This is a genomic window from Microbacterium murale (assembly GCF_030815955.1).
Classification (GTDB): Bacteria; Actinomycetota; Actinomycetes; order Actinomycetales; family Microbacteriaceae; genus Microbacterium; species Microbacterium murale_A.
The window spans coordinates 2,205,946-2,226,249 of record NZ_JAUSXK010000001.1 but is presented as its reverse complement, the minus strand read 5'-3'; the positions used below and the strand labels follow the sequence as shown (position 1 = coordinate 2,226,249).

At 67.0% G+C, this 20,304-nt stretch carries 15 protein-coding genes; 5 read left to right on the top strand and 10 right to left on the bottom strand.

Annotated features, from left to right (window positions below):
- Positions 1-5: 5 nt before the first annotated feature.
- The 3 genes from QFZ46_RS10910 to QFZ46_RS10900 are packed head-to-tail and all read left to right on the top strand — an operon-like array spanning position 6 to position 4,882.
- Entirely contained in the window at positions 6-2,150 is a 2,145-nt protein-coding gene (locus QFZ46_RS10910) for a right-handed parallel beta-helix repeat-containing protein (protein ID WP_307361272.1), read from the top strand.
- A 55-nt stretch (positions 2,151-2,205) separates the two neighbouring features.
- Entirely contained in the window at positions 2,206-4,287 is a 2,082-nt protein-coding gene (locus tag QFZ46_RS10905; protein WP_307361271.1) for an intein-containing Rv2578c family radical SAM protein, read from the top strand.
- Positions 4,288-4,342: 55 nt separating this feature from the next.
- Positions 4,343-4,882: a YaeQ family protein gene (locus QFZ46_RS10900; protein WP_307361270.1), complete on the top strand. Its 540-nt coding sequence runs from the start codon at positions 4,343-4,345 to the stop codon at positions 4,880-4,882.
- A 31-nt stretch (positions 4,883-4,913) separates the two neighbouring features.
- Here QFZ46_RS10900 and QFZ46_RS10895 read toward each other — a convergent pair whose 3' ends face one another.
- Complete coding sequence (locus QFZ46_RS10895) at positions 4,914-6,059, bottom strand: hypothetical protein (protein ID WP_307361268.1); 1,146 nt, start codon at positions 6,057-6,059, stop codon at positions 4,914-4,916.
- A gap of 139 nt (positions 6,060-6,198) precedes the next feature.
- Positions 6,199-8,613 (bottom strand): DEAD/DEAH box helicase, encoded by a 2,415-nt coding sequence (locus tag QFZ46_RS10890; protein ID WP_307361266.1) that lies wholly within the window; start codon positions 8,611-8,613, stop codon positions 6,199-6,201.
- Between the two features lie 238 nt (positions 8,614-8,851).
- Here QFZ46_RS10890 and QFZ46_RS10885 point away from each other — a divergent pair, with 238 nt between their 5' ends.
- Positions 8,852-9,748 carry an aldose 1-epimerase family protein gene (locus QFZ46_RS10885; RefSeq protein WP_307361264.1) on the top strand — a complete coding sequence of 299 codons (897 nt, stop codon included), beginning with the start codon at positions 8,852-8,854 and terminating at the stop codon, positions 9,746-9,748.
- Positions 9,749-9,752: 4 nt separating this feature from the next.
- Here the strand turns inward: QFZ46_RS10885 and QFZ46_RS10880 are convergent, their stop codons facing one another.
- The 5 genes from QFZ46_RS10880 to QFZ46_RS10860 form a co-directional block, all read right to left on the bottom strand.
- Positions 9,753-11,885, bottom strand: a complete 2,133-nt coding sequence (locus QFZ46_RS10880; RefSeq protein WP_307361263.1) for a HelD family protein — start codon at positions 11,883-11,885, stop codon at positions 9,753-9,755.
- Between the two features lie 67 nt (positions 11,886-11,952).
- Positions 11,953-15,120, bottom strand: coding sequence for an efflux RND transporter permease subunit (locus QFZ46_RS10875; protein ID WP_307361262.1), 3,168 nt, complete (start codon positions 15,118-15,120; stop codon positions 11,953-11,955).
- A 19-nt stretch (positions 15,121-15,139) separates the two neighbouring features.
- Entirely contained in the window at positions 15,140-15,730 is a 591-nt protein-coding gene (locus QFZ46_RS10870) for a TetR/AcrR family transcriptional regulator (protein WP_307361261.1), read from the bottom strand.
- Between the two features lie 107 nt (positions 15,731-15,837).
- Positions 15,838-16,197 (bottom strand): fluoride efflux transporter FluC, encoded by a 360-nt coding sequence (locus QFZ46_RS10865; RefSeq protein ID WP_307361259.1) that lies wholly within the window; start codon positions 16,195-16,197, stop codon positions 15,838-15,840.
- Positions 16,194-16,562 (bottom strand): fluoride efflux transporter FluC, encoded by a 369-nt coding sequence (locus QFZ46_RS10860; protein ID WP_307361258.1) that lies wholly within the window; start codon positions 16,560-16,562, stop codon positions 16,194-16,196. The genes QFZ46_RS10865 and QFZ46_RS10860 overlap by 4 nt, the downstream gene beginning before the upstream one ends.
- 92 nt (positions 16,563-16,654) lie before the next feature.
- On the opposite strand from QFZ46_RS10860, the gene QFZ46_RS10855 reads away from it, so the two are divergent.
- Entirely contained in the window at positions 16,655-18,184 is a 1,530-nt protein-coding gene (locus QFZ46_RS10855) for an FAD-dependent oxidoreductase (protein ID WP_307361257.1), read from the top strand.
- Between the two features lie 3 nt (positions 18,185-18,187).
- Here QFZ46_RS10855 and QFZ46_RS10850 read toward each other — a convergent pair whose 3' ends face one another.
- The 3 genes from QFZ46_RS10850 to QFZ46_RS10840 all read right to left on the bottom strand — a co-directional run bounded on the left by QFZ46_RS10850 (position 18,188) and on the right by QFZ46_RS10840 (position 20,277).
- A complete protein-coding gene (locus QFZ46_RS10850; protein ID WP_307361255.1) occupies positions 18,188-18,994 on the bottom strand; it encodes a nitroreductase family protein in 807 nt (268 codons plus the stop codon).
- Positions 18,995-18,998: 4 nt separating this feature from the next.
- A complete protein-coding gene (locus QFZ46_RS10845; protein ID WP_307361254.1) occupies positions 18,999-19,373 on the bottom strand; it encodes a hypothetical protein in 375 nt (124 codons plus the stop codon).
- A 109-nt stretch (positions 19,374-19,482) separates the two neighbouring features.
- A complete protein-coding gene (locus QFZ46_RS10840) occupies positions 19,483-20,277 on the bottom strand; it encodes a MerR family transcriptional regulator (RefSeq protein ID WP_307361251.1) in 795 nt (264 codons plus the stop codon).
- Between the last annotated feature and the right edge of the window lie 27 nt (positions 20,278-20,304).

The following is a 20,304-nucleotide window of genomic DNA, read 5'->3' as shown; positions in this document are numbered from 1 at the left end:
CCCGCATGAGCACCGACCGCATCGAGGTGTACGCAGCGCCGGACGGCTCCCCGTACGCCGACGGCTCGCACGGCTATCCCGCGAACGATCTGGAGCATGCGCTTCGGCTGGTGCGCGCACGGCGCGAACCAGGGCAGCGGGCGGTGATCTGGATGGCCGGCGGTGAATACGCGCATTCGACCCCCGTCGTGTTCACAGGTGCGGACTCGTTCACCTCGGTCGTGGCGGCTGATGCCGACAATCCTCCGGTTCTGCGGGGGTCCGTACGGGTGACCGGATGGCGGCAGGTCACGGTGAATGGCGTCGCCGCGTGGGCAGCCCCCGTCCCCGCGGGTGGGGCTCGCCGACTCTACGTAGACGGAGCGGCCGCGCCTCGGCCACGGTATCCGCGTGAAGGATTCCTGCGCGTCGAAGACCAGGAGGGTCTGGACCCCGCCGGCAGCTTCATCGGCACGCTCTTCGACGGCGCCGCCTCGTTCCGCTACGCCGACGGCGACATTCCGGACCTGTCACAGGAGTCGGCGGTCGAGGTCGTCGTTCCGCACTACTGGGTGCAGGAGCGGATGCCGATCACCGCGATCGACCGTGAGAAGCGAACGATCACCAGCAGCCTGCGCAGCATCTTCGCACTGCGCGACGACGCCGCAGCACTGTTCGCCCGCTACTATCTCGACAACGTCGCGGAGAGCTTCGGCGAGGCGACCGGCGAGTGGTATCTCGACGCGACGGGAGAGATCGCCGGCGTCACCGAACCGCATGTGCTGTATCTGCCGGAGGCGGGCATCGACATCGCCGATCTCGACATCCGGATGCCGATCGCCGAGGCCTTCGTCGTGCTCGACGGAACGGTCGAGGCGCCGGTCAGGGAGGTGCGCTTCGAAGGCGTTCACTTCACCGAGACCGACTTCGCCTCCGTGCCGGCCGCCGTACCGCCTTTCGGCGTTCGGGAGGACCCGCAGCTCCCCGCTGACGGCCGCTTCGCTGCAGACGTGCAGGCCGCGAGTACCGTGCCTGCGGCGCTGCAGTTCCGGTATGCGCGGTCATGTGCCGTGATCGGTGGGGCGATCGAGCGCGTGGGAGGATACGGCGTGAGCATGGCCGCAGGGTCCCGCGGGAACCTCATCAGTGGCGTGCACTTCGCAGATCTCGGCGCCGGGGCCGTGCGAGCCGGCGGGGGCATCGACGCACTGGGCGCGGAGTACAACCAGGCGAACGAGGTCTCCGACTGCCTCATCGAACGCGGTGGCCAGGTCTACCCGAACGCGGTGGCCGTGCTGTTCCAGCACGGCTCGCACAACGTGATCGCCCACAACGAGATCCGTGCCTTCCGCTACACCGGCATCTCCGTCGGATGGATGTGGGACTACCTGCACAGCCCCTCAGCGGGCAATCGCATCGAGGGCAACCACATCCACGACCTCGGCAATGGGCTGCTCAACGACATGGGCGGGATCTACCTGCTCGGCATCTCCCCAGGCACGGTCGTACGACGCAACCGCATCCACGATGTGGAGTGCGCGAACTACGGCGGCTGGGGCATCTATCTCGATGAGGGATCGTCGCACGTCGTGATCGAGCAGAACGTCGTCTACGACGTGTCGAGCCAGGCCTACCACCAGCACTACGGCCGCGAGGCCATCATCCGTGACAACGTGTGGGCCTTCGGTCGCAATGGCCAGATCTCGATCACGCGCCCGGAGAAGCACATCTCCTTCACCTTCCATCGCAACATCGTGGTCGGCGACGGGATGCCGGCGTTCATCGGCTATCCGGACCATCGCGACATCCGCAACTTCGGGATCGACAGCGACCTGAACCTGTTCTGGGACGCCGAGCCGATTCCTGGCGCCGCCCGCGCCGCGAACGCCTCGCGCGAGACGCAGCCCGACGGCAGCGTCGGGTTCGAGATCGTCGAGGCGCTCGACGAGCAGTGGGCTCGTCTCGGTCGAGACCTGCACTCCGTCACGGCAGACCCGCTCTTCGTCGACGTCGCCGGACGGGATTTCCGCGTGCGCGACGGCTCGCCGACCGAGCGGCTCGGGATCCGCGTGCCGGATGTGACGGATGCCGGACCACGCGCAATGGAGCGACGACGGCATCCGCTCGCCGAGCCGACGCGCCGCGACCCGTTCCTGCCCACCCAGGGTTAGAACGCTTCTTCGAATCAGGCTTGACTTAACATCGCGTATTTGTTCGAATGAACATATGCGATGGCAGGGACAGACGATCGACGACGCGGATGACGCGGCGTTGCCCGGCATGGAGAATCGCACGGGAATCGTCCGCTCCATCACGACACCCGAGTTCGCGGGGATGACGTTTCATGAGGTGCTGGCACGATCCGCGTTGAACCACGTACCCGCCGGATCGCGGATGCCGTTCAGCTGGACGATCAACCCGTACCGCGGATGCAGCCATGCGTGCGTGTATTGCGTGTCTCCCGACACGTTGGTGCTGTGCGCGGACGGACGGCAGAGGCGGATCGATGACCTCCAGGTCGGCGACGAGATCATCGGCACCGAGCGTCGAGGTAGCTATCGCCGATATGTCCGCACCGAGATTCTTGCAAAGTGGGGTACGCAAAAGGCGGCCTACCGAGTGACGCTCGCAGACGGGACCGAGATCATTGCGAGCGGCGATCACCGATTTCTCACCGATCGTGGATGGAAGCACGTCGCGGATGCTGAACGCGGTCAGCGTCCGCACCTGACAGTGAACAACCGCCTCATGGGATTCGGAATCGGTGCTGTGGGCGAAGCCGCCGTCGATCTGACGAGCGACGCCTACCGTCGTGGATATCTTGCCGGAATGATCCGCGGAGACGGAATGATCTTCCACGGTGTGTACCCGAGCGCGAAACGGGTCCGGCAGATTCACATGTTCCGTCTCGCCCTAAAAGACGCAGAAGGACTGTCTCGCGCGCAATTGTTGCTCGAGCTCGAAGGCATCACCACTCGTCTTCGCCCGTTCACGGCAGCAACTGAGACGCGAGCAACGATGACGGCGATACACACGGCAAGTCGTTCTCAGGTGGAACGGATCGAAGAGATCATCACCGTCCCCGCCAGTCCAGATCGAGCGTGGCGAACGGGGTTTCTTGCGGGCATCTTCGATGCCGAGGGCAGCTCTTCACGAGGGGTGCTTCGTATTTCCAATAAGAATCCGGAGATCCTTCACCTCATCACTTCGTCAATGACCGCGCTTGGCGTTCCACACGTGAGCGAACCGCCTCGCCCCAACGGCGTCCGAGCTGTTCGGGTCGCCGGCGGGCTCCCTCAGCGTCAGAGGTTCTTCGACCTCACACAGCCTGCCATCGCAAGGAAGCTGAGCATCGAGGGGAGCGCGGTGAAATCGGTCTCCGATCTTCGCGTCGTCGCAGTAGAGCCACTCGGCCACACGAGAGATCTTGTCGATATCACAACGGGAACAGGCGATTTCATCGCGAACGGGGTGATAAGTCACAACTGCTTCGCACGCGGAACGCACGAGTATCTCGACCTCGACGGCGGCGGCGACTTCGACTCGCAGATCGTCGTGAAGACGAATGTGGCCGAGGTGCTCGCGAAAGAGCTGCGCAAGGGCAGCTGGCAGCAAGAGAGCGTCGCGCTGGGCACGAACACCGATCCATACCAGCGCGCCGAGGGGCGGTACAAGCTGATGCCCGGCATCATCCGCACCCTCGCCGAATCCGGCACACCGTTCTCGATCCTCACCAAGGGAACGCTGATCCGTCGCGACATCCCGCTGCTGGTGGATGCTGCGACGCACGTGCCGATCGATATCCAGATGTCGATCGCGATGTACGACGACGCGCTGCAGCACTCGATCGAGCCGGGCACGCCGAGCACCCAGGCGCGTCTGGACACCGTCCGCACGCTGACGGATGCCGGGTTCCGTGTCGGGGTCTTCCTGATGCCGGTCCTTCCGCACCTCACCGATTCGGTCGCGGCAATCGATCTTGCACTGCAGCGCATCGAAGAGGCCGGCGCGGACCACGTCATCTACGGTGCCCTGCACCTGCGTGCCGGCGTGAAGCCCTGGTTCATGCAGTGGCTGCAGCGTGAGCATCCCGAACTCATGTCGTCGTACCGAGGCCTCTACCCCGGCGCCGCTTCCGAGGCGCCGAAGCCATACCGGCAGTGGCTCGCGAAGCGGGTACGTCCGCTTATCCGCGCGCACGGGCTCGAAGCCCGTCACTCTGACGACGCCTACCCGAGCCGACGACTCACCCGTCCGACCGCCGTGCGCACGACCGTCGCTGCTCCGCCTGCTCCCACCCTGTTCTGACAGCCGTCCCGGTCACGGTCAGAGTCGACCGCCCCGACGCGTAGGCTCGGTGACTATGGCTATCGGCGCGATGATCCACACGTTCACGGTGCAGTTGGCCGACATGGATCGCGGCGTCTACGACGACCTCACGCTCCGTGTCGCGCGGCATCCGTCCGAGACCGACGCGTACATGGTCACCCGCACACTCGCCTACTGCCTCGAGTACGCCGAGGGCATCACGTTCGGCGCCGGCATCTCGTCGACGGAAGAGCCTGCGGTGCTCGTGCGCGATCTGACCGGCAAGATCACCGTGTGGATCGAGGTCGGCGCCCCTGACTCCGACCGTCTGCACTACGGCAGCAAGCTCGCCGACCGGATCGCCGTCTACACGCACCGCGACCCGGCCAAAGTCATCGCGCCGTGGGCAGGCAAGCGCATTCACAACGCCGAGGCCATCCGGGTGTTCAGCTTCGGCCCGGGTTTCGTCGATGCCGCAGCCGCTGTGCTCGAACGACGCAACACCATGACACTGACCGTGACGGAGCAGCAGCTGTACCTCGATCTGAACGGCACCGCTCTCAGCTCCGCCGTGCACGAGCACGGGATCGTCTGAGCAGTCGTACCGCGTCGGCGTCGACCGGACCTCAGCTCGCCGATGGCGGGCGCTGCATCTGCGGGAACTCGTCGAATGTCGTGAACCGTGACGTTGCTCCGCCGAACCGGCCCGGCATCCAGTCGAAGATGTGGACGCTCGCCCCCGTTCCGCCAATCTTCGCTGTGGTGCGCGCGCCGGCGTCGCGCAGCGCTGCCTTCAACGCGACTCCGTCGCGGTCGGCTTCATACTCGGTCCACCTGACGACATCGACGGCAAGGCCGAACTCGTCGGTGGGCGTGACTTCGACACCCGCGCACGCGGCGAGTTCATCTCGGCTCAGCCAGAGCTGCGGCGCCGACCGCGAGGTCTTCTGATTGACCGCGATCCAGTCGACCGGCGGCAGCAGCGTCGGATAGTACCCGGGCGTCCACACCGCATACGATCGCAGCAGCTTCGTCGTCTCGTCGTACGCCCAGCGAGGTGACGCGCAGGCCGCGCCGGCGCCGCGGAAGGTGTAGCTGCCGATGTCGTCATACTGCAGCATCGGACCGTACCGCCGCTCGAGCTCGAGCTGCCTTGCACGCAGATAGAGCGGATGCCAGGGCGAGTCGGCACCAGGATCCCATCTCTCGAGGGACGCACTGCCGTCGCTGGATGTCACGACTTTCAGCGGTACCGGAGACAGCCCCCGCGGGTCGGCAGCAAGACACTCGGCCAGTGCGACACCGAAGAAGTGCACGAGGTCGTCCTGCTTCGACCCTGCGAGCAGCAACGTGTTCGCGGTCGGCGCTGCCACCAGAAGATCGCCGTCGACCTCGGACTCGAACTGCCGCAGCACGTCGGGGACGGCGAGGAACCCTGCAGCCCGCGGTGCGCTGATCCGAAGTCCAGCGAAGTGCTTCGCCGGCTCTGTGACGATGGGCGACTCCGCCATGTTGGCGAGCGCGCGCGAGTACGTCTCCTGGAAGGTCAGCCCATCGACCGTGTCACCGTCCGCGAACGCGTTCCGCCGGATCTTCTGTCCACCTCCGGTCAACCAGGCCGTCATCAGTGGCGCCGGATCCGGGACCACACCGTCGCGCGCTGCGTACTCGCTGTACGCGCCGGTGGCGCCGACGGTCAGCCCGAGTTCCTCAGATCTCCACCCGACCGGTTCACTGGAGAAGACGACATCAGAGCCCTGTTTGTCTGCCACGCGGCGAGATTACCACTGCGTCGACGTCGTCCGGATGGACCCCGATGCGGTTCGCAACTCCTCAGAACCCACGCAGAAGGGCCCCGGAATTCGATTCCGGGGCCCTGGGCCTCAAGGTTCTGAGGAGTTGTGAACGCGGTTACGCGGTGATCTCGGCGTTGCTGGGCATGCGCCCGGTGATCTCCTCGATGATGTCGTCACCGATCCGGGCGGACTCGAACGGCGCATCGATCTCGGCGCGACCCAGCAGCTCGGTCATGCGACGCTGACGCTGACGCGTGATGAGCGTGACGACGCGCCCCGCACGGCCTGCACGGCCGGTGCGACCAGAGCGGTGCATGTAGGTCTTGTACTCGTCCGGCGCGTCGGCCTGGATCACCAGGTCGATGTCATCGACGTGGATGCCGCGAGCGGCGACGTCGGTGGCGACCAGAACCGACACGCGACCCGAGGTCATGCGCTCGAGGTTGCGGGTGCGCTTGGCCTGATTGAGGTCACCGTGCAGCGCAGCCGCCGGGATCCCGGCGTCGTCGAACTGCTCAGCCAGCGTCTCCGCATACGCACGTGTGCGGGCAAAGACAAGAGTCTTGCCTGCGCGGTCGACCATCGAAGTGAGGATGTCGGCCTTGTCGCGGTGCTCGATCACGAGCACGCGGTGGTCGATCGTGCCGGAGTCCTGGTCTTCGCCGGAGACTTCGTAGACGGCGGGATCGACGAGGAACTCGTCGACGAGCGCAGCGACCTCGCGGTCGAGCGTCGCCGAGAACAGCAGCTTCTGGCTGCCTTCCTGCGTGTGACGGAGGATGCGCTGCACGGGCTCGACGAATCCGAGCTCGCACATGTGATCGGCCTCATCGAGCACCGCGATGCGGCAGTCCGAGAGGTCGAGCTTGCGCTGCTTTATCAGGTCCTCGATACGGCCCGGGGTGCCGATCACGATGTCGACGCCCTTCATCAGCGCGCCGACCTGGCGCCCCTGCGGTACGCCGCCGTAGATCTGCGTGGTGAAGAGGCCGACGCTGCGGGCGATCGGCTGGATGGTGCGGTCGATCTGCAGCGCGAGCTCACGCGTCGGTGCAAGGATGATCGCACGAGGCTTGCGACCGAACTCGCGACGCTTGCCTGCCTGCGACTTCAGCACGCGCTCGACGAGCGGTGCGCCGAAGGCGATGGTCTTGCCGGAGCCGGTGCGACCACGTCCGAGCACGTCGCGGCCTTCGAGGATCGACGGGATCGTCGCGGCCTGGATGGCGAACGGTGAAGTCGCACCGAGGTCCTTCAGCACCTCGACGATGTTCGAGCCGATGCCGAGGTCGGCGAATGTGACGCCCTCGACCTCTGGGGCCGCGATCGTCTTCGCCTCGAGGCGCTCGTGCACGACGTCTTCGGTCTTCTCGAACTTCGCTGTTGTCGACGTCTTGTTCCAGTCGTCGCGGCTGCCGCGCGGCTCGCTGCGACGGTCGTCACGACGGGGGCCGCGGTCATCACGACGGGGCCCGCGGTCATCACGACGCACGTCGTCGCGACGAGGGCGGTCGCCCTGGTGGCGAGAACCGGCGGCGGAGCCGGTTGCAGCGTCACGGCCGGGGCGTTCGTTGTTGACCCGAGGACGATCCTCGTAGCGTGGGCGGCCATCCTGCGATGCGCGGTCATCGCGACGCGGACGATCGTCGTTGGAGCGGGGACGGTCGCTACGGTCACTGTTGAAGCGCGGGCGGTCGCTCCCACGATCGTTGTTGTACCGGGGGCGCTCAGTACCGCGATCACTGTCGAACCGCGGGCGATCACCCTGATAACGCGAACCAGTCGACGCGCCGGCATCACGACGCGGACGCTCATCCTGACGAGCACGGTCATCGCGACGCGGACGCTCGTCGTTGTAGCGCGGACGCTCGGCGCCACGGTCGCTGTCGTACCGAGGACGGTCATTGCCACGATCGTTCGGACGCTCATTGTTGTAGCGCGGACGATCGCTGGTGTAGCGCGGACGCTCACTACCGCGATCACTGTTGAACCGCGGGCGATCACCCTGATAACGCGAACCAGTCGACGCGCCGGCATCACGACGCGGACGCTCATCCTGACGAGCACGGTCATCGCGACGCGGACGCTCGTCGTTGTAGCGCGGACGCTCGGCGCCACGGTCGCTGTCGTACCGAGGACGCTCAGCGCCGCGGTCGCTGTTGAAGCGGGGACGGTCGTCGTTGAAGCGACGTCCGTCGGTGCGCGGACGCTCGCTCTGGTGGTGCGGTGTCTCGCGGCGACCGGACTCCGCGCGGCCGCGGATGCCACGGGCCTCGTCGCGTCCGGCGCGCTCCTGGTCGCTCCAGCGACGCTTCGGTGCTCCGGTCTCGGCCTCGGCCGGGCGGTGGCCGCGGTGGTTTGCGCTGCGGCTGCCGGGCCTTTGCGCAGCCGACGAAGGGCGCTGCGCGCCGGCATCCGAACGTCCGCCTTCTGGGCGACCGGCGTGACGGTCGTGGAACGAGGTCTTGTTCGCGCCGTAGCGCGGCTCGAAGTTGGGCCTGCCGCCCTGGGGCTTCTTGTTCTTGGGCATGGGTGTGTCCTTCTGGGTTCTGTGCACGTAACAGCGCCGCGCTGTACGCGCGGGGAAACCCGGACATCCGTCGGCCGGGGGCCATTCATGTGATGGTTCATGCGCGTTGATCAACGCTCACCATCGGCCCCTGGGCTCACAATTTCAACAGAATACGTCCGCGCCATGCGCGGCTGCCCGAAGCCGACCGTTCAAGTTTAGCCGAAGCGTCTGGGAAATCCCCCCGTACGATGACAGCGTGACCTCGCAATCCCCCACCGGCATCCAGATCCATCTCCAGCGCGGCGCCAACACGGCGCAGATCGCCCAGGTCGGCGCGTCGCTCCGCGGACTCTCCGTCGGAGGGGTCGATCTGATCTCCAGGTATCCCGAGAACATCCCGACACCATCGTGCTCCGGGGTGGTGCTCGCGCCTTGGCCGAATCGGGTACGTGACGGCCGCTGGAACGACGACGGCACCACTCAGCAGCTCTCGATCAGCGAGCCCAAGCTGCACAACGCCAGCCATGGGTTGTTGCGCTTCACCGCCTACGAGGTCGAGCAGACGGATGCTGAGGCCACTCTCCGCGCGACGATCCATCCGCAGACCGGCTTCCCCTATGAGATCCACACGATGGTCACGTACGCGCTGACGGACGCCGGCATCCAGGTCACGCACACGCTGACGAACCGGTCGAATGCCGCGGCCCCCGCCGCGCTCGGAACCCACCCGTTCGTCACGATAGGTGATGTCGATGCGCACGACCTGGTGCTGACGGTGCCCGCCCGGACGCAGTTCGACACGGACGACCGAATGCTGCCCACCGGCACCTCCCCCGCGCCGAGTGCGCTGCGGGAAGGTGTGCGCCTCGGCGACATCACGCTCGACACCGGCTTCACAGACCTCGACCGTGATGCGGACGGGCACGTGCGCCACGCTCTCACTGCCCCGGACGGCCGACGCGTGACGCTGTGGCAGGGCGAAGGCTTCGACTTCGTGCAGGTGTACACCACCGTGAACTACCCCGGCCATGCGCTCGCGGTGGCCATCGAACCGATGACGGCTCCGGCCGACGCGTTGAACAGCGGTCTCGGCATCCGTCGCCTCGCCCCAGGCGAGACATGGAGTCTCACCTGGGGCATCGAGCTCAGCTGATCCGCTACGACACGTGCAGTTGTCCGAGCTCCTGGGTGCAGCGCGTGAGAGCGACATAGAGCCCGTTCCAGCCGCGAGGCTCTGCGGCGATGCCCTGGGCGTCGACGAGCAGCGTGGCATCCCACTCCAGGCCCTTGGCATCTGTCGCGGAGAGCACCGTCTCACCGGGCAGGGCCGCCCGTAGCGCAGGAAGGCGGTCATGAGGCGCGATGACGCCGACCGTTCCGCCTGTCCAACGCGCTGACAGCTCGTCGACAAGGCGCGCCGCCTCAGCGGCGAGATCGCTGTCATCGACATCTCGATCCCACGGCTCGATGCCCGACGCCCTGACGGCCCGGGGCGGCTCGTTCTCACTCCCGGCGTTGCGGAGCACCGGAGCTGTGAGCGCCATCACTTCCAGAGGAGTGCGATAACAGATCGTGAGTCGGGCTTCGGTCCACCTCGCGCCGAACGCCGCGTCGACCGCCTGTCCCCAGGTCGTGTGCCGATGCGGCGCCTCCGCCTGGTCGATGTCCCCGACAGCGGTGATCGACCGCGAAGGACAGCGGCGCATCACCATCTGCCACTGCATCTCCGACAGCTCCTGCGCTTCATCGATGACGACGTGGCCGTACACCCAGTCCCGCTGCCCGGCAGCACGATCGGCCAGGAACTCGCCCTGTTCCCCGCCTGATCGCGGGTCGCCCAGGAGATCTGCCAGGGCATCGATGAGAGGGATCTCACTGCTCGACCATCCGGCGGGCTCGCGGAGGATAGCGGCGCGCTCGGCGTCGGTGAGTTCGGGCACCCACCGGCGCAGCAACGCGTCGTCGGCGAGCAGCCGACGAAGTTCTGCCGTCGGATCCAACGCCGGCCACCACTCCTCCAGCAGGTCGGCCAGTCCACGGTCGGCGGCGATCCGATCGCGCAGTCGCTCGATGTCCTCCTCCGAGAGCACACCGTCGACCTCTGCACCGGTCGCGCCGGTCGTCGCGGCGCGGTCATCCGAGCGCTCCAGCCCCGCGTCGACACCGGCGAGGATGTCTTCCAGCCCGTCCTCCATCTGCGCGAGCATCTCTTCACCGCGTACGACGACGGCATCGGTGAGCAGATCATGCACCTGCTCGAAGAAGACGGCGCGCGCTGCATGGTATGAGCGCCCGGACGTCGCGGAGGCGAGTGCGTTCGAGATCCTCCGCTCATCGAGCGCGTACCTTTCGCCCTCCCACATCAGCTCGAGCCCAGTCGGAAGCGGGACCGACGACTCCGCATACTGAGAAAGCCCCCGCTGCCAGAATGCACGGCCCTTCATCTCGGCCACCTCACGTGGCTCGTCGCGCTCGACGGTGATCCCGGGCACCAGAGTGTCGCAGGTCGCCGACACGATGGCGGTCTCCCCGAGGGCGGGCAGCACTTGCGCGATGTAGTCCAGAAAGCGCATCGATGGGCCGAGGACCAGCACGCCCTGGGCAGCGAGCTGGGAATGCGTGAAGAGGAGATACGCCACTCGATGGAGCGCGACCACCGTCTTGCCGGTGCCCGGTCCGCCCTGCACGACGAGCGGCCCGTGCGCGTCGGCGCGGATCACGTCATCCTGTTCACGCTGCAGCGTCGCCGCCGCCGTGCTCATTCGTCCGGTTCGGCGTTCGCCGAGTGCGGCGAGCAGTGCGCCCTCACCGACGAGATCGCTCGCCGTCGAGCCGTCGAGCGGCTCGTCGTCCACACTCAGCACGGTGCGATCGCTGGTGCGTATGTGCCGACGCCGAGCCTGGCCCTGGGGATCGACCGCTGTCGCGGTGTAGAAGGCACGTGCGGCCGGTGCACGCCAGTCGATCACCAGAGGATCGTCCTCCTCGGGATCGGCACCAGGAATGCCGACCCGCCCCAGATGCCGCACTGTCTTGTCGAGCGCGTCGAGACGGCCGAAGATCAGGCCCTGTTCTGCGTGCCTCAACTCCGACCGACGTTGCGCCATCATGCGCATCCGCGCGTGATGCACGGCATCCGACGCGGGGATCGCGAGTTCGGCATCGAGTTGGTCGAGCAGGTCATCACGGCGAGTGAAGGCCTGATCGAGGGTGGATTGTTCCTGTGATACTGCTGTCTCGTTCGCGATCTCGTCCTGGTCGGGCAGGGTGGTGACGTCGTTCAGGGACACTGACACTCTCTCCGTGCGCTGGGTCTGAGGTCAGCGCACTGGGCGCTCAACGCTGCCCGGCCGAGGATTATTCCGCCGCAGACGGACCATGCTGTTCGCGCAGCTCACGGCGCGTGAGAGCGTGGGCGGCGCCGTTCGGCGACTCGGGGTCGAGGTCGCCGACGGGCTCATCAGCCTCGCCGTCGCCGCCCTTGCGAGCACGACGCCGTTCTTTCGCTCCTTCGACGAGGTTGTACAGAGTCGGGAGCACGATCAGCGTCAGCACCGTCGACGAGACCAGCCCTCCGATCACGACGATCGCCAGTGGCTGCGAGATGAACCCACCGTGCCCCGTGATGCCCAGCGCCATCGGCGTCAGCGCGAAGATCGTCGCGAGCGCCGTCATGAGGATCGGGCGCAGACGCTTCTCACCACCGGCCATGACCGCATCGCGCGTCGACAGACCCTTCTCCCGGTACTGGTTCACCAGGTCGACGAGCACGATCGCATTCGTCACCACGATGCCGATCAGCATCAGCACACCGATGAGCGACGCGACGCCGAGCGGCACCCCTGTGATGATCTGCAGCAGGATCGCACCGGTCGCCGCGAACGGCACCGACACCAGCAGCAGCAGCGGCTGACGCAGCGACTTGAAGGTCGCGACCATCACGACGTAGACGATCAGGATCGCCGCGAGCATCGCGAGCCCGAGCTGTCCGAACGAATCCGCCTGCTGCGAGGCGACACCGCCGACCTCGGCGCTGGCGCCATCAGGCAGGTCGACCTCATTGAGAGCCGCAGTGACCGATGCTGTCGCGACCGCGAGGTTGTCGGACGCCGGGGGCACCGTGATCGTCGAAGTGCGGCGGCCCTGCTCGGTGGTGATCGAGGTCGGACCCTCCCGCTGCTCGACGAGAGCGATGTCCTGCAGCGTGATGATGCCACGCGGGCTCGGGATCACCAGCGAACGCAGCTCGTCGATCGTCGCCGGCGGGTCGGTGGCGGCGATGTACACGGTGAGGGCCGTGTCATCCAGCTCGACGGAGCCGGCCTGCTGCGGGCGCATCGTGCTCGAGACGATCGAGCCGACCGCGACCTCGGAGAGCCCGTTGTCGGCCGCCGCCTGACGATCGACGACCACGGCGATGTACGGCAGCGACGCGGCCAGGTTGTCCGTGATCGCCCCGATGCCGTCGCGTCCTTCGAGCTCTGACTTCACAGCCTCGGTCGCGTCGGCCAGTGCGTCGGAGCTCGGCGCCGTGACGTTCACCTCGATGTCGCTCGAGCCGAGGCCCGCCGATGCGTTGACGCTGATGTCGCCGACGTCCTCCAGAGAGTCGACAGCATCCAGCACGTCGGCGCGAAGCTGCTCCTGGTCGACATCCGCGGAGGTCATGATCGAATAGGTCACGCCGGCGCCGCCGGAGAACGCGTCCATGAGCGATGACCCGCTCGACCCGATGGAGACCTGCACGTTCTCGATCCCGTCGACCCCCTCGAGCGCGTCCTCCACGACGGATGCCGCAGCATCCTTCGTCTCGAGACTCGCGGTCGGACCGAGGTCCTGCGTGACGGTCATGGTGTTCTGCCCGGAGTCGCTGAGGAAGTTGATCTTCATCAACGGCGCAGCGGCAAGCGTGCCGCCCAGCACGACCACCGCGAGGATCACCGTGATCGCCGAGTGTTTCAGCGTCCACCCGAGGATGGGACGGTACATCTTCTGCAATGGAGTCGGCGGCGCATCCTGATGTTCCGGGTCGATGACGTTGCCGTCCTCGTCGCGCAGTTCCTTTCCTGGGCGGAGGAACCAGTACGCCAGCACCGGAACGATCGTCAGCGCGACGAGCAGCGACGCGACCATCGCGATCGTCACCGTCATCGCGAACGGCCGGAACAGCTCGCCGACCATGTCTCCGACGAAGACGATGGGCAGGAATACCGCGACGGTCGTGATGGTGGACGCCGTGATGGCGGCCGCGACCTCGCGCACGGCGAGACGGATCGCATCGCCCTTGTCCGCATCGCCCACGTAGTGCCGCTTGATGTTCTCGATCACGACGATCGAGTCGTCGACGACGCGTCCGATCGCGATCGTGAGCGCGCCGAGCGTGAGGATGTTCAGCGAGTAGCCGAATGCCTGCAATCCGATGAACGTGATCAGGACGCTGGTCGGGATCGAGATCGCGGTGACCAGCGTCGAGCGGATCGACAGCAGGAAGACGAGGATGACGATCACGGCGAACACGAGTCCGAGCAGCCCCTCGGTGGCGAGGGTCTCGATCGACTGCACGATGAAGGGGGCCTGGTCGAAGACGACCGTGAACTCCGCGTCAGGGAAGGCCTTCTTCAGCTCGTCGAGCTCGGCAAGCACACCGTTGGACACCTCGACCGTGTTCGCCGAGGGGAGCTTCGTGATCGAGATCGAGAGCGCGTCCTCGCCGTTCACACGGGAGATCGAAGAGACGGGGTCCGACTCCAGAGCGACGGTGGCGACATCGGCGATCGTCGCCGTCGTGCCCACCAGAGGGAGGGCCGCGATGTCATCGACCGACGTGATCTTCGCGCCGGTCTGCACGGTCAGCGTCTGACCGTCCTGGGTGATATCGCCGCCGGGGAAGAGCGTGCCGTTCTGCTGCAGTGCGTCACTGATCGCCTGGCTGCTCACACCGGCCACGGCGAGTCTCGCGTTGTCGGGGGTGATCGTGATGCGCTGCCCGATGCCGCCGACGATCTGTGCCGCGTTGACGCCCTCGACGTCTTCCAGGTCGGGGATCGCGACGTTCTCGAGATCGGCCTGCGCGGTCTCGGCATCCTCGAATCCGGTGACCGCGACCTGGATCACCGGGAAGTCGTCGATCGACACCGACAGCACCTGCGGTTCGACGTCTTCCGGCAGCTGCGAGGAGATGCGGTTGATGGCCTGCTGCATCTTCTGCTCAGCGGTGGCGAGGTTCTCGCCGTACGTGAAGGTCGCCTGGATGATCGAGGAGTTCGTCGAGCTCGTCGCGGTCGTGGCCTCGAGCCCTGGAACGCCCTGGATCGCCGTCTCGATCGGGGTGGAGACGTCGTTCTCCACAACCTCGGGCGATGCACCGGGGTATGAGGTCATGACGATGAGCGACGGCAGCTCGAGCGAGGGGATGAGCTCCTGCTTGAGATTGGTCAGCGCCAGCCCGCCGAACACGGCGGCTACGATCGTGATGAGAGCGATCAGTGCGCGGTTGCGCAGACTGAGAATGGCGAGTTTCGACACGGGATTCTCTCGGTTGTCTTTAGGCGGTGGACGCGGGCGAAGGGGATGCGGCGGCTTCAGCGGTTCCGAGAATGCCCGCCAGCGCGGTCTCGATGAGGTGCTGATCGAGCGGTCGTTCGTGGATCTGTGCGTGCCAGAGTACGCCGTCGATGAAAACGGCCGCTGCCCTGGCGGGGTCGGAGCCGTGAACGGGAGCGAGGATTCCGACGAGCTCGTCCGTCCAGCGGCGGGCAAGCTCGCGCAGCCTCGGATCATGCACCGCCGCGGTGACGACGGCGCGATCGGCCTGGACGGCCGTGGCGTCAGCGAGTGCTGTGTGGATCAGTTCGGCCAGCAGAGCTGGCGTCGCGCCACGTTCACTGATGACCTCACGGATCGCCGCCATCCGCTCCGCGACATCAGCGGCGAGCAACTGCAGCGCGGCGTCGCGAAGGTCGTCGAGAGTTGCGAAGTACTGGGTCGTCGCGCCGAGCGGAACATCAGCGCGCGCGGCGACCATGCGATGCGTGATCGCGTCGACACCGACCTCGGTGATGAGCTCGGCCGCAGCCGTGACGATCGCCAGACGACGCGTCCCCGGGTCGCGCCTGCGGCGGACTGCTTCAGCCACGGATCTCCCCTCTGGACGGGCGTACATGTACTTTTGTACATTCTCGCATTTGTGAGGATGCTGAGCGCCGTCGTTCCCGCTCAGGGCGGGGGTGGACCGGGCCGTCGTCAGAACGCAGCGCCGATGGCGAGCCCGGCGAGTGCCGCGATGACGGATGCCGCGAAAGTACCGAGCAGATGCAGGACGGATGCCGGTCGCTCGCCGTCCTTCCAGAGGGCGATGGTGTCGAGCATCGCGGTGCTGAACGTCGTGTATCCGCCGAGAAGACCGGCGCCGATGATGATCACGGCATCCGGCAGCGCCGCAGTGACGAGACCGAGCACGAAGGATCCCGTGACGTTCACGATCACGATCCCCCAGGGGAATCGGCGTCCGGCGAATCGGCTGACGCCGACGTCCGCTGCGTAGCGCAGGGCAGCTCCGAGACCGCCGGCCACGGATGCGAGCAGGAAGATCAGCGGAGTCATAGTGCCTCCCTCCGCCTGCCAACGCGCATCCCGAGGACGGCGGCCGCGACGCCGAGCACAAGGGTGAGGGCCGCATACGACGCCGCGAGCAACGGCGTCTCCGCCCAGAGCTGCAACGTTCCGACGGCGAACGCACTGTAAGTGGTGAAGCCGCCGAGGACGCCGGTGCCGAGGAAGACGCGCATGTCAGAACTGCCGGGCAGACGCGCGGCGAGGACGCCGATCAGCAGCGCGCCGACGAGGTTCGCGGCGAGGGTCGCGGTGGGGAAGCCCCCGGCATCCGGGATCGAGAGCGCGACCGCAAGCCGCAGCGCAGTGCCGACCGTCCCGCCGAGCGCGACGAGCAGCAGTCGGCGGGGAGTCACGCGGCCACTCTAGCCCTGTCATCGCCAGGCTGCCGACGACGTGAATGTCAAGGCCGTATCGACGCGTCGACGGGCGGCGTTGACTGGGCCCCATGAACCCGCTGTGGAAGATCGCCCCCACCGCCTCACCCGGGTCGCCGTTCGAACCCGGCGCACGGCATGACGTGATCATCGTCGGCGCGGGACTCACCGGCCTGTCGACCGCCGTGATGCTCGCCCGCGAGGGACTCGATGTCGCAGTGATCGATGCCGGAGGGGTCGGCGAACTCACCACCGGCGCGAACACGGGCAAGGTCACGCTGCTTCAGGGCCAGACCCTCGCGAAGATCCGGCGGAGCCATCCGATCTCGCTCGTGCGGGCGTACGTCGATGCCAACCGCGCGGGCATGCAATGGCTGACTGCTTTCGCCGACGGCGCCGGCGTCGCATACACCCGGCGCACCGATCACACGTATGCGCAGAGTCCGGGTGGTCTCGATGCGGTGAGGGCCCAGCACTTCGCGGCGCGCGAGGCAGGATTGGCTACCCGGTTGCTGGCACCGGCCGATCTGCCCGCGACACCGTTCCCGATCGTCGGCGCCGTCGCGCTGGAAGATCAGGTGACGATCGACCCGATGCTCGTGACGCAGGCCCTGGCCCGAGAACTGCTGGCCGCGGGCGGAACGCTGCACACCGGCATCCGCGCCACGGGTGCCAACGGTCGCACCGATTCTCGCGTGGAGACTGCCGCCGGGCCGCTGTTCGCCCGCCACATCGTCCTGGCGACGGGGACTCCGATCATCGACAGGGGCCTCTACTTCGCGAAGACCCGCGGCCTCAGGTCGTACTGCGTCGCCTTGCGCGTCCCCGGGGACGCACTCGACGGGACCTTCATCTCCGTCGACGACCCGAACCGGTCGATCCGGCCCGTCTCGCCTGCCGATGGGCCTGGCGAGACGGCACAGCTCGTCGTCGGCGGAAACGGGCATCCGGTCGGACGATCGGACGGCGAGACAGCGGCGATCGAGGATCTCGTGGCGTGGACCAGGCAGCATTTCCCTGGTGCCGAGGAGACCCACCGGTGGTCGGCTCAGGACTATGAGTCGCACAACCTCATCCCGTTCGTCGGCGCGATGCCGAGGGGGCTCGGGCGCATCCGGTTCGCGACCGGTTATGCCAAATGGGGGCTGTCCAACGCTCCGGCCGCGGCGCTGCGACTCACCGCGGAGATCGTCGGCACCGACCGGCACGACCGCCCGCGTTGGATGACGTCGATCGGCACGCGGCTGACAGTGCCTGCCGACATCGTCCGTGGGGCGGCCGAGAGCGGAAGGGTCGCAGCCGCGGCCGCATCAGGGTGGTCGCGTGCCGAGACGCGTGCAGTGCCGGTTCCTCGACCGGCGGAGGGCACCGGGGTCGTGGCCAACCGCGCAGGCCACCCGGTCGCCGTCTCGACTGTGGGCGGGGTCACTCGCGCCGTCTCCGCGGTATGCACGCATCTGGGAGGAGTGCTCGACTGGAACGACGCCGAGTGCACGTGGGACTGTCCGCTGCACGCCTCGCGCTTCGCGCCGGACGGCACGCGCATCGAAGGTCCGGCGCTTCGCGACCTGCCGGGCCTGCCGCGCTCGAGCGGGAGGTGACGTTCAGCCCTTCGGGACCGCGCCGTCCCAGCCCACCTGCGGCGTCTCGCAGTCCTCGCGATAGACGTACTGCGACGGGAGCTTGCGCTGACTGCTCGACCAGTCGATGGCCGGGCGCCGCTGATCGGGCGGCAGGTACCCCAGCCGGTACACGGCCATCAGCTCCAGATCATCCGGAACGCGCAGAAGCCGGACGATCTCATCCCACCGACCGGGCACCTCCATCGGGAACGAGATGAACTGGATGCCCATGCCGAGCTCCACCGTGGTGAGCCAGATGTTCTCCATCGCCGCACCCATGCTGAACACCGAGTAGAACGACGACAGCTGTCCGGGGCGGTACTCGCTGCGGTCGAGCATCACGCCGAGCAGCAACGGGGAGCCGGCGACGAGCTTGCGGTTCTCCCCGCCCAGCGTCTTCGGCACGCCGAAGGCGTTCATGAGCGTCTGCCCTCGCTTCGTGAAGACCTGACCGGTGAAGGGTCGCAGCGGCGCCGGGAGCTTGTCGAACAGCATCCCGCTGCGCTTCTGCTCCATCTCGGCCTGGCTGAAGCGGAAGTACGGCTTGTACCGCTCGAAGAACGTGCCGTTGGACATCGCCTCGGTCATGCTCTCCCCCGAGATGCGCGCGATCTCATCGATCGTCTCGCGACGCTCGACCACGACGAATCGCCAGGGCTGGCTGTTCAACTGCGACGGGGCGCGGCCAGCGGCCTCCAGCAGGATCCGCTGATGCTCCTTCGAGACGGGATCAGGCAGGAAGGGCCCGTTCGTGGTCTTGCGGCGGCGGATGGCGTCGAGCAGTTCCATGCGATCACTTCCGGTCGGCGGGTCGGGACGAGCGCACGATGCTCGCGGCGATGAAAGGGGCCGCGGCGAGCGCGACGAGCGGATGCCGGCGACCGTGCGTCGGAACGTATGCGATCGCGGCGAGCGGCACGACGGCCGGAGACAGCGCGAGCGCAGCCCTTCGACTCGAGTGGCGCGGTCTGCCCCAGCACGAAGCGCTGAGTGCCGTGGCTACGGCCGTGCACGTCGTGATGTACAGCGCATGATGCAGCCACCGGAACCTGCGCGTGTCGACGAGTCTCGCTGCGACGGCCAGGCCCAGTGCGCAGTTCACTGCGTAAGCGACAGCCGCTGCCAGAAACAGCGGCGCCGCGTTCGCGGTGGTTCGGCGGCCGGCCATGCATAGACCTTATGCCCGGCATCCGTTCGGGAGGGGATCACACGAACGGGAGGAGAGAACACTCCGGGATCCTCCTCCCGTTCGTGTGATCTCCTCCCGTTCGGGTGTCCTACAGGTTCGCCTCCGCATAGATGCGGAGCGCGTCGCGCACGAACTCGGCGCCGCGCGTACCGCCGTCGCTCGTGGCGTAATTGGCGCCGAATCGCGGGTCGGCGACGTACATCTCACCGAGTCCGATCACGTAGCCCCTGACGTCACCACCTGGCACGGAGGCAGGAGTCCCAGGGACCCCGGTCAGCCAATCCACATGGCGCTTCGCGACAGCCTGCGCCTCATCGGACCCCGGCTCGACGCCGCTCTCCGCTGCGGCGATCCAATCGCGCCCGAGATCGGACACGAGCTGCTGCCATTCCGCACGCTCTGCCTCCGTCAGCCCTCGCCACCAGCTGTCGCTGTCGGCGTAGGCCTTCTTTCCCCACCGGTCCTCGACCTCCTCCTTGTACTGGGTGTGGTCGAAACCGTCGAACATGTTCTCTGCCATGAGGGTTCCTCCTCCTTTCAATGCGTTGATGGTGTTCTCGACCGACGCGATCTGCCGCGCCAGCCGGCTCTGCTCCTCGCGCAGGTACACGAGGTGCGATTCGAGGGCGGATGCCTCGGCTTCGGCGCCCTTGTCGGCAGAGGCCTCGAGAGCCTCTGCGATCTGGGGCAGGCCGAGTCCGAGCTCGCGCAGCAGCAGGATCCTCTGCAGCCGCACGAGCGCCGCCTGGTCGTAGTGCCGATAGCCGTTGTGCGCGATGCGCGACGGCGTCAGCAGATCGATGTCGTCATAGTGACGCAACGTTCTGCTCGTGGTGCCGGCGTGGCGTGCGATCTCCTGGATCGACCAGTCCTGCGCGTCCACGGCATCCTCCTTTCGTGTCGATACGAC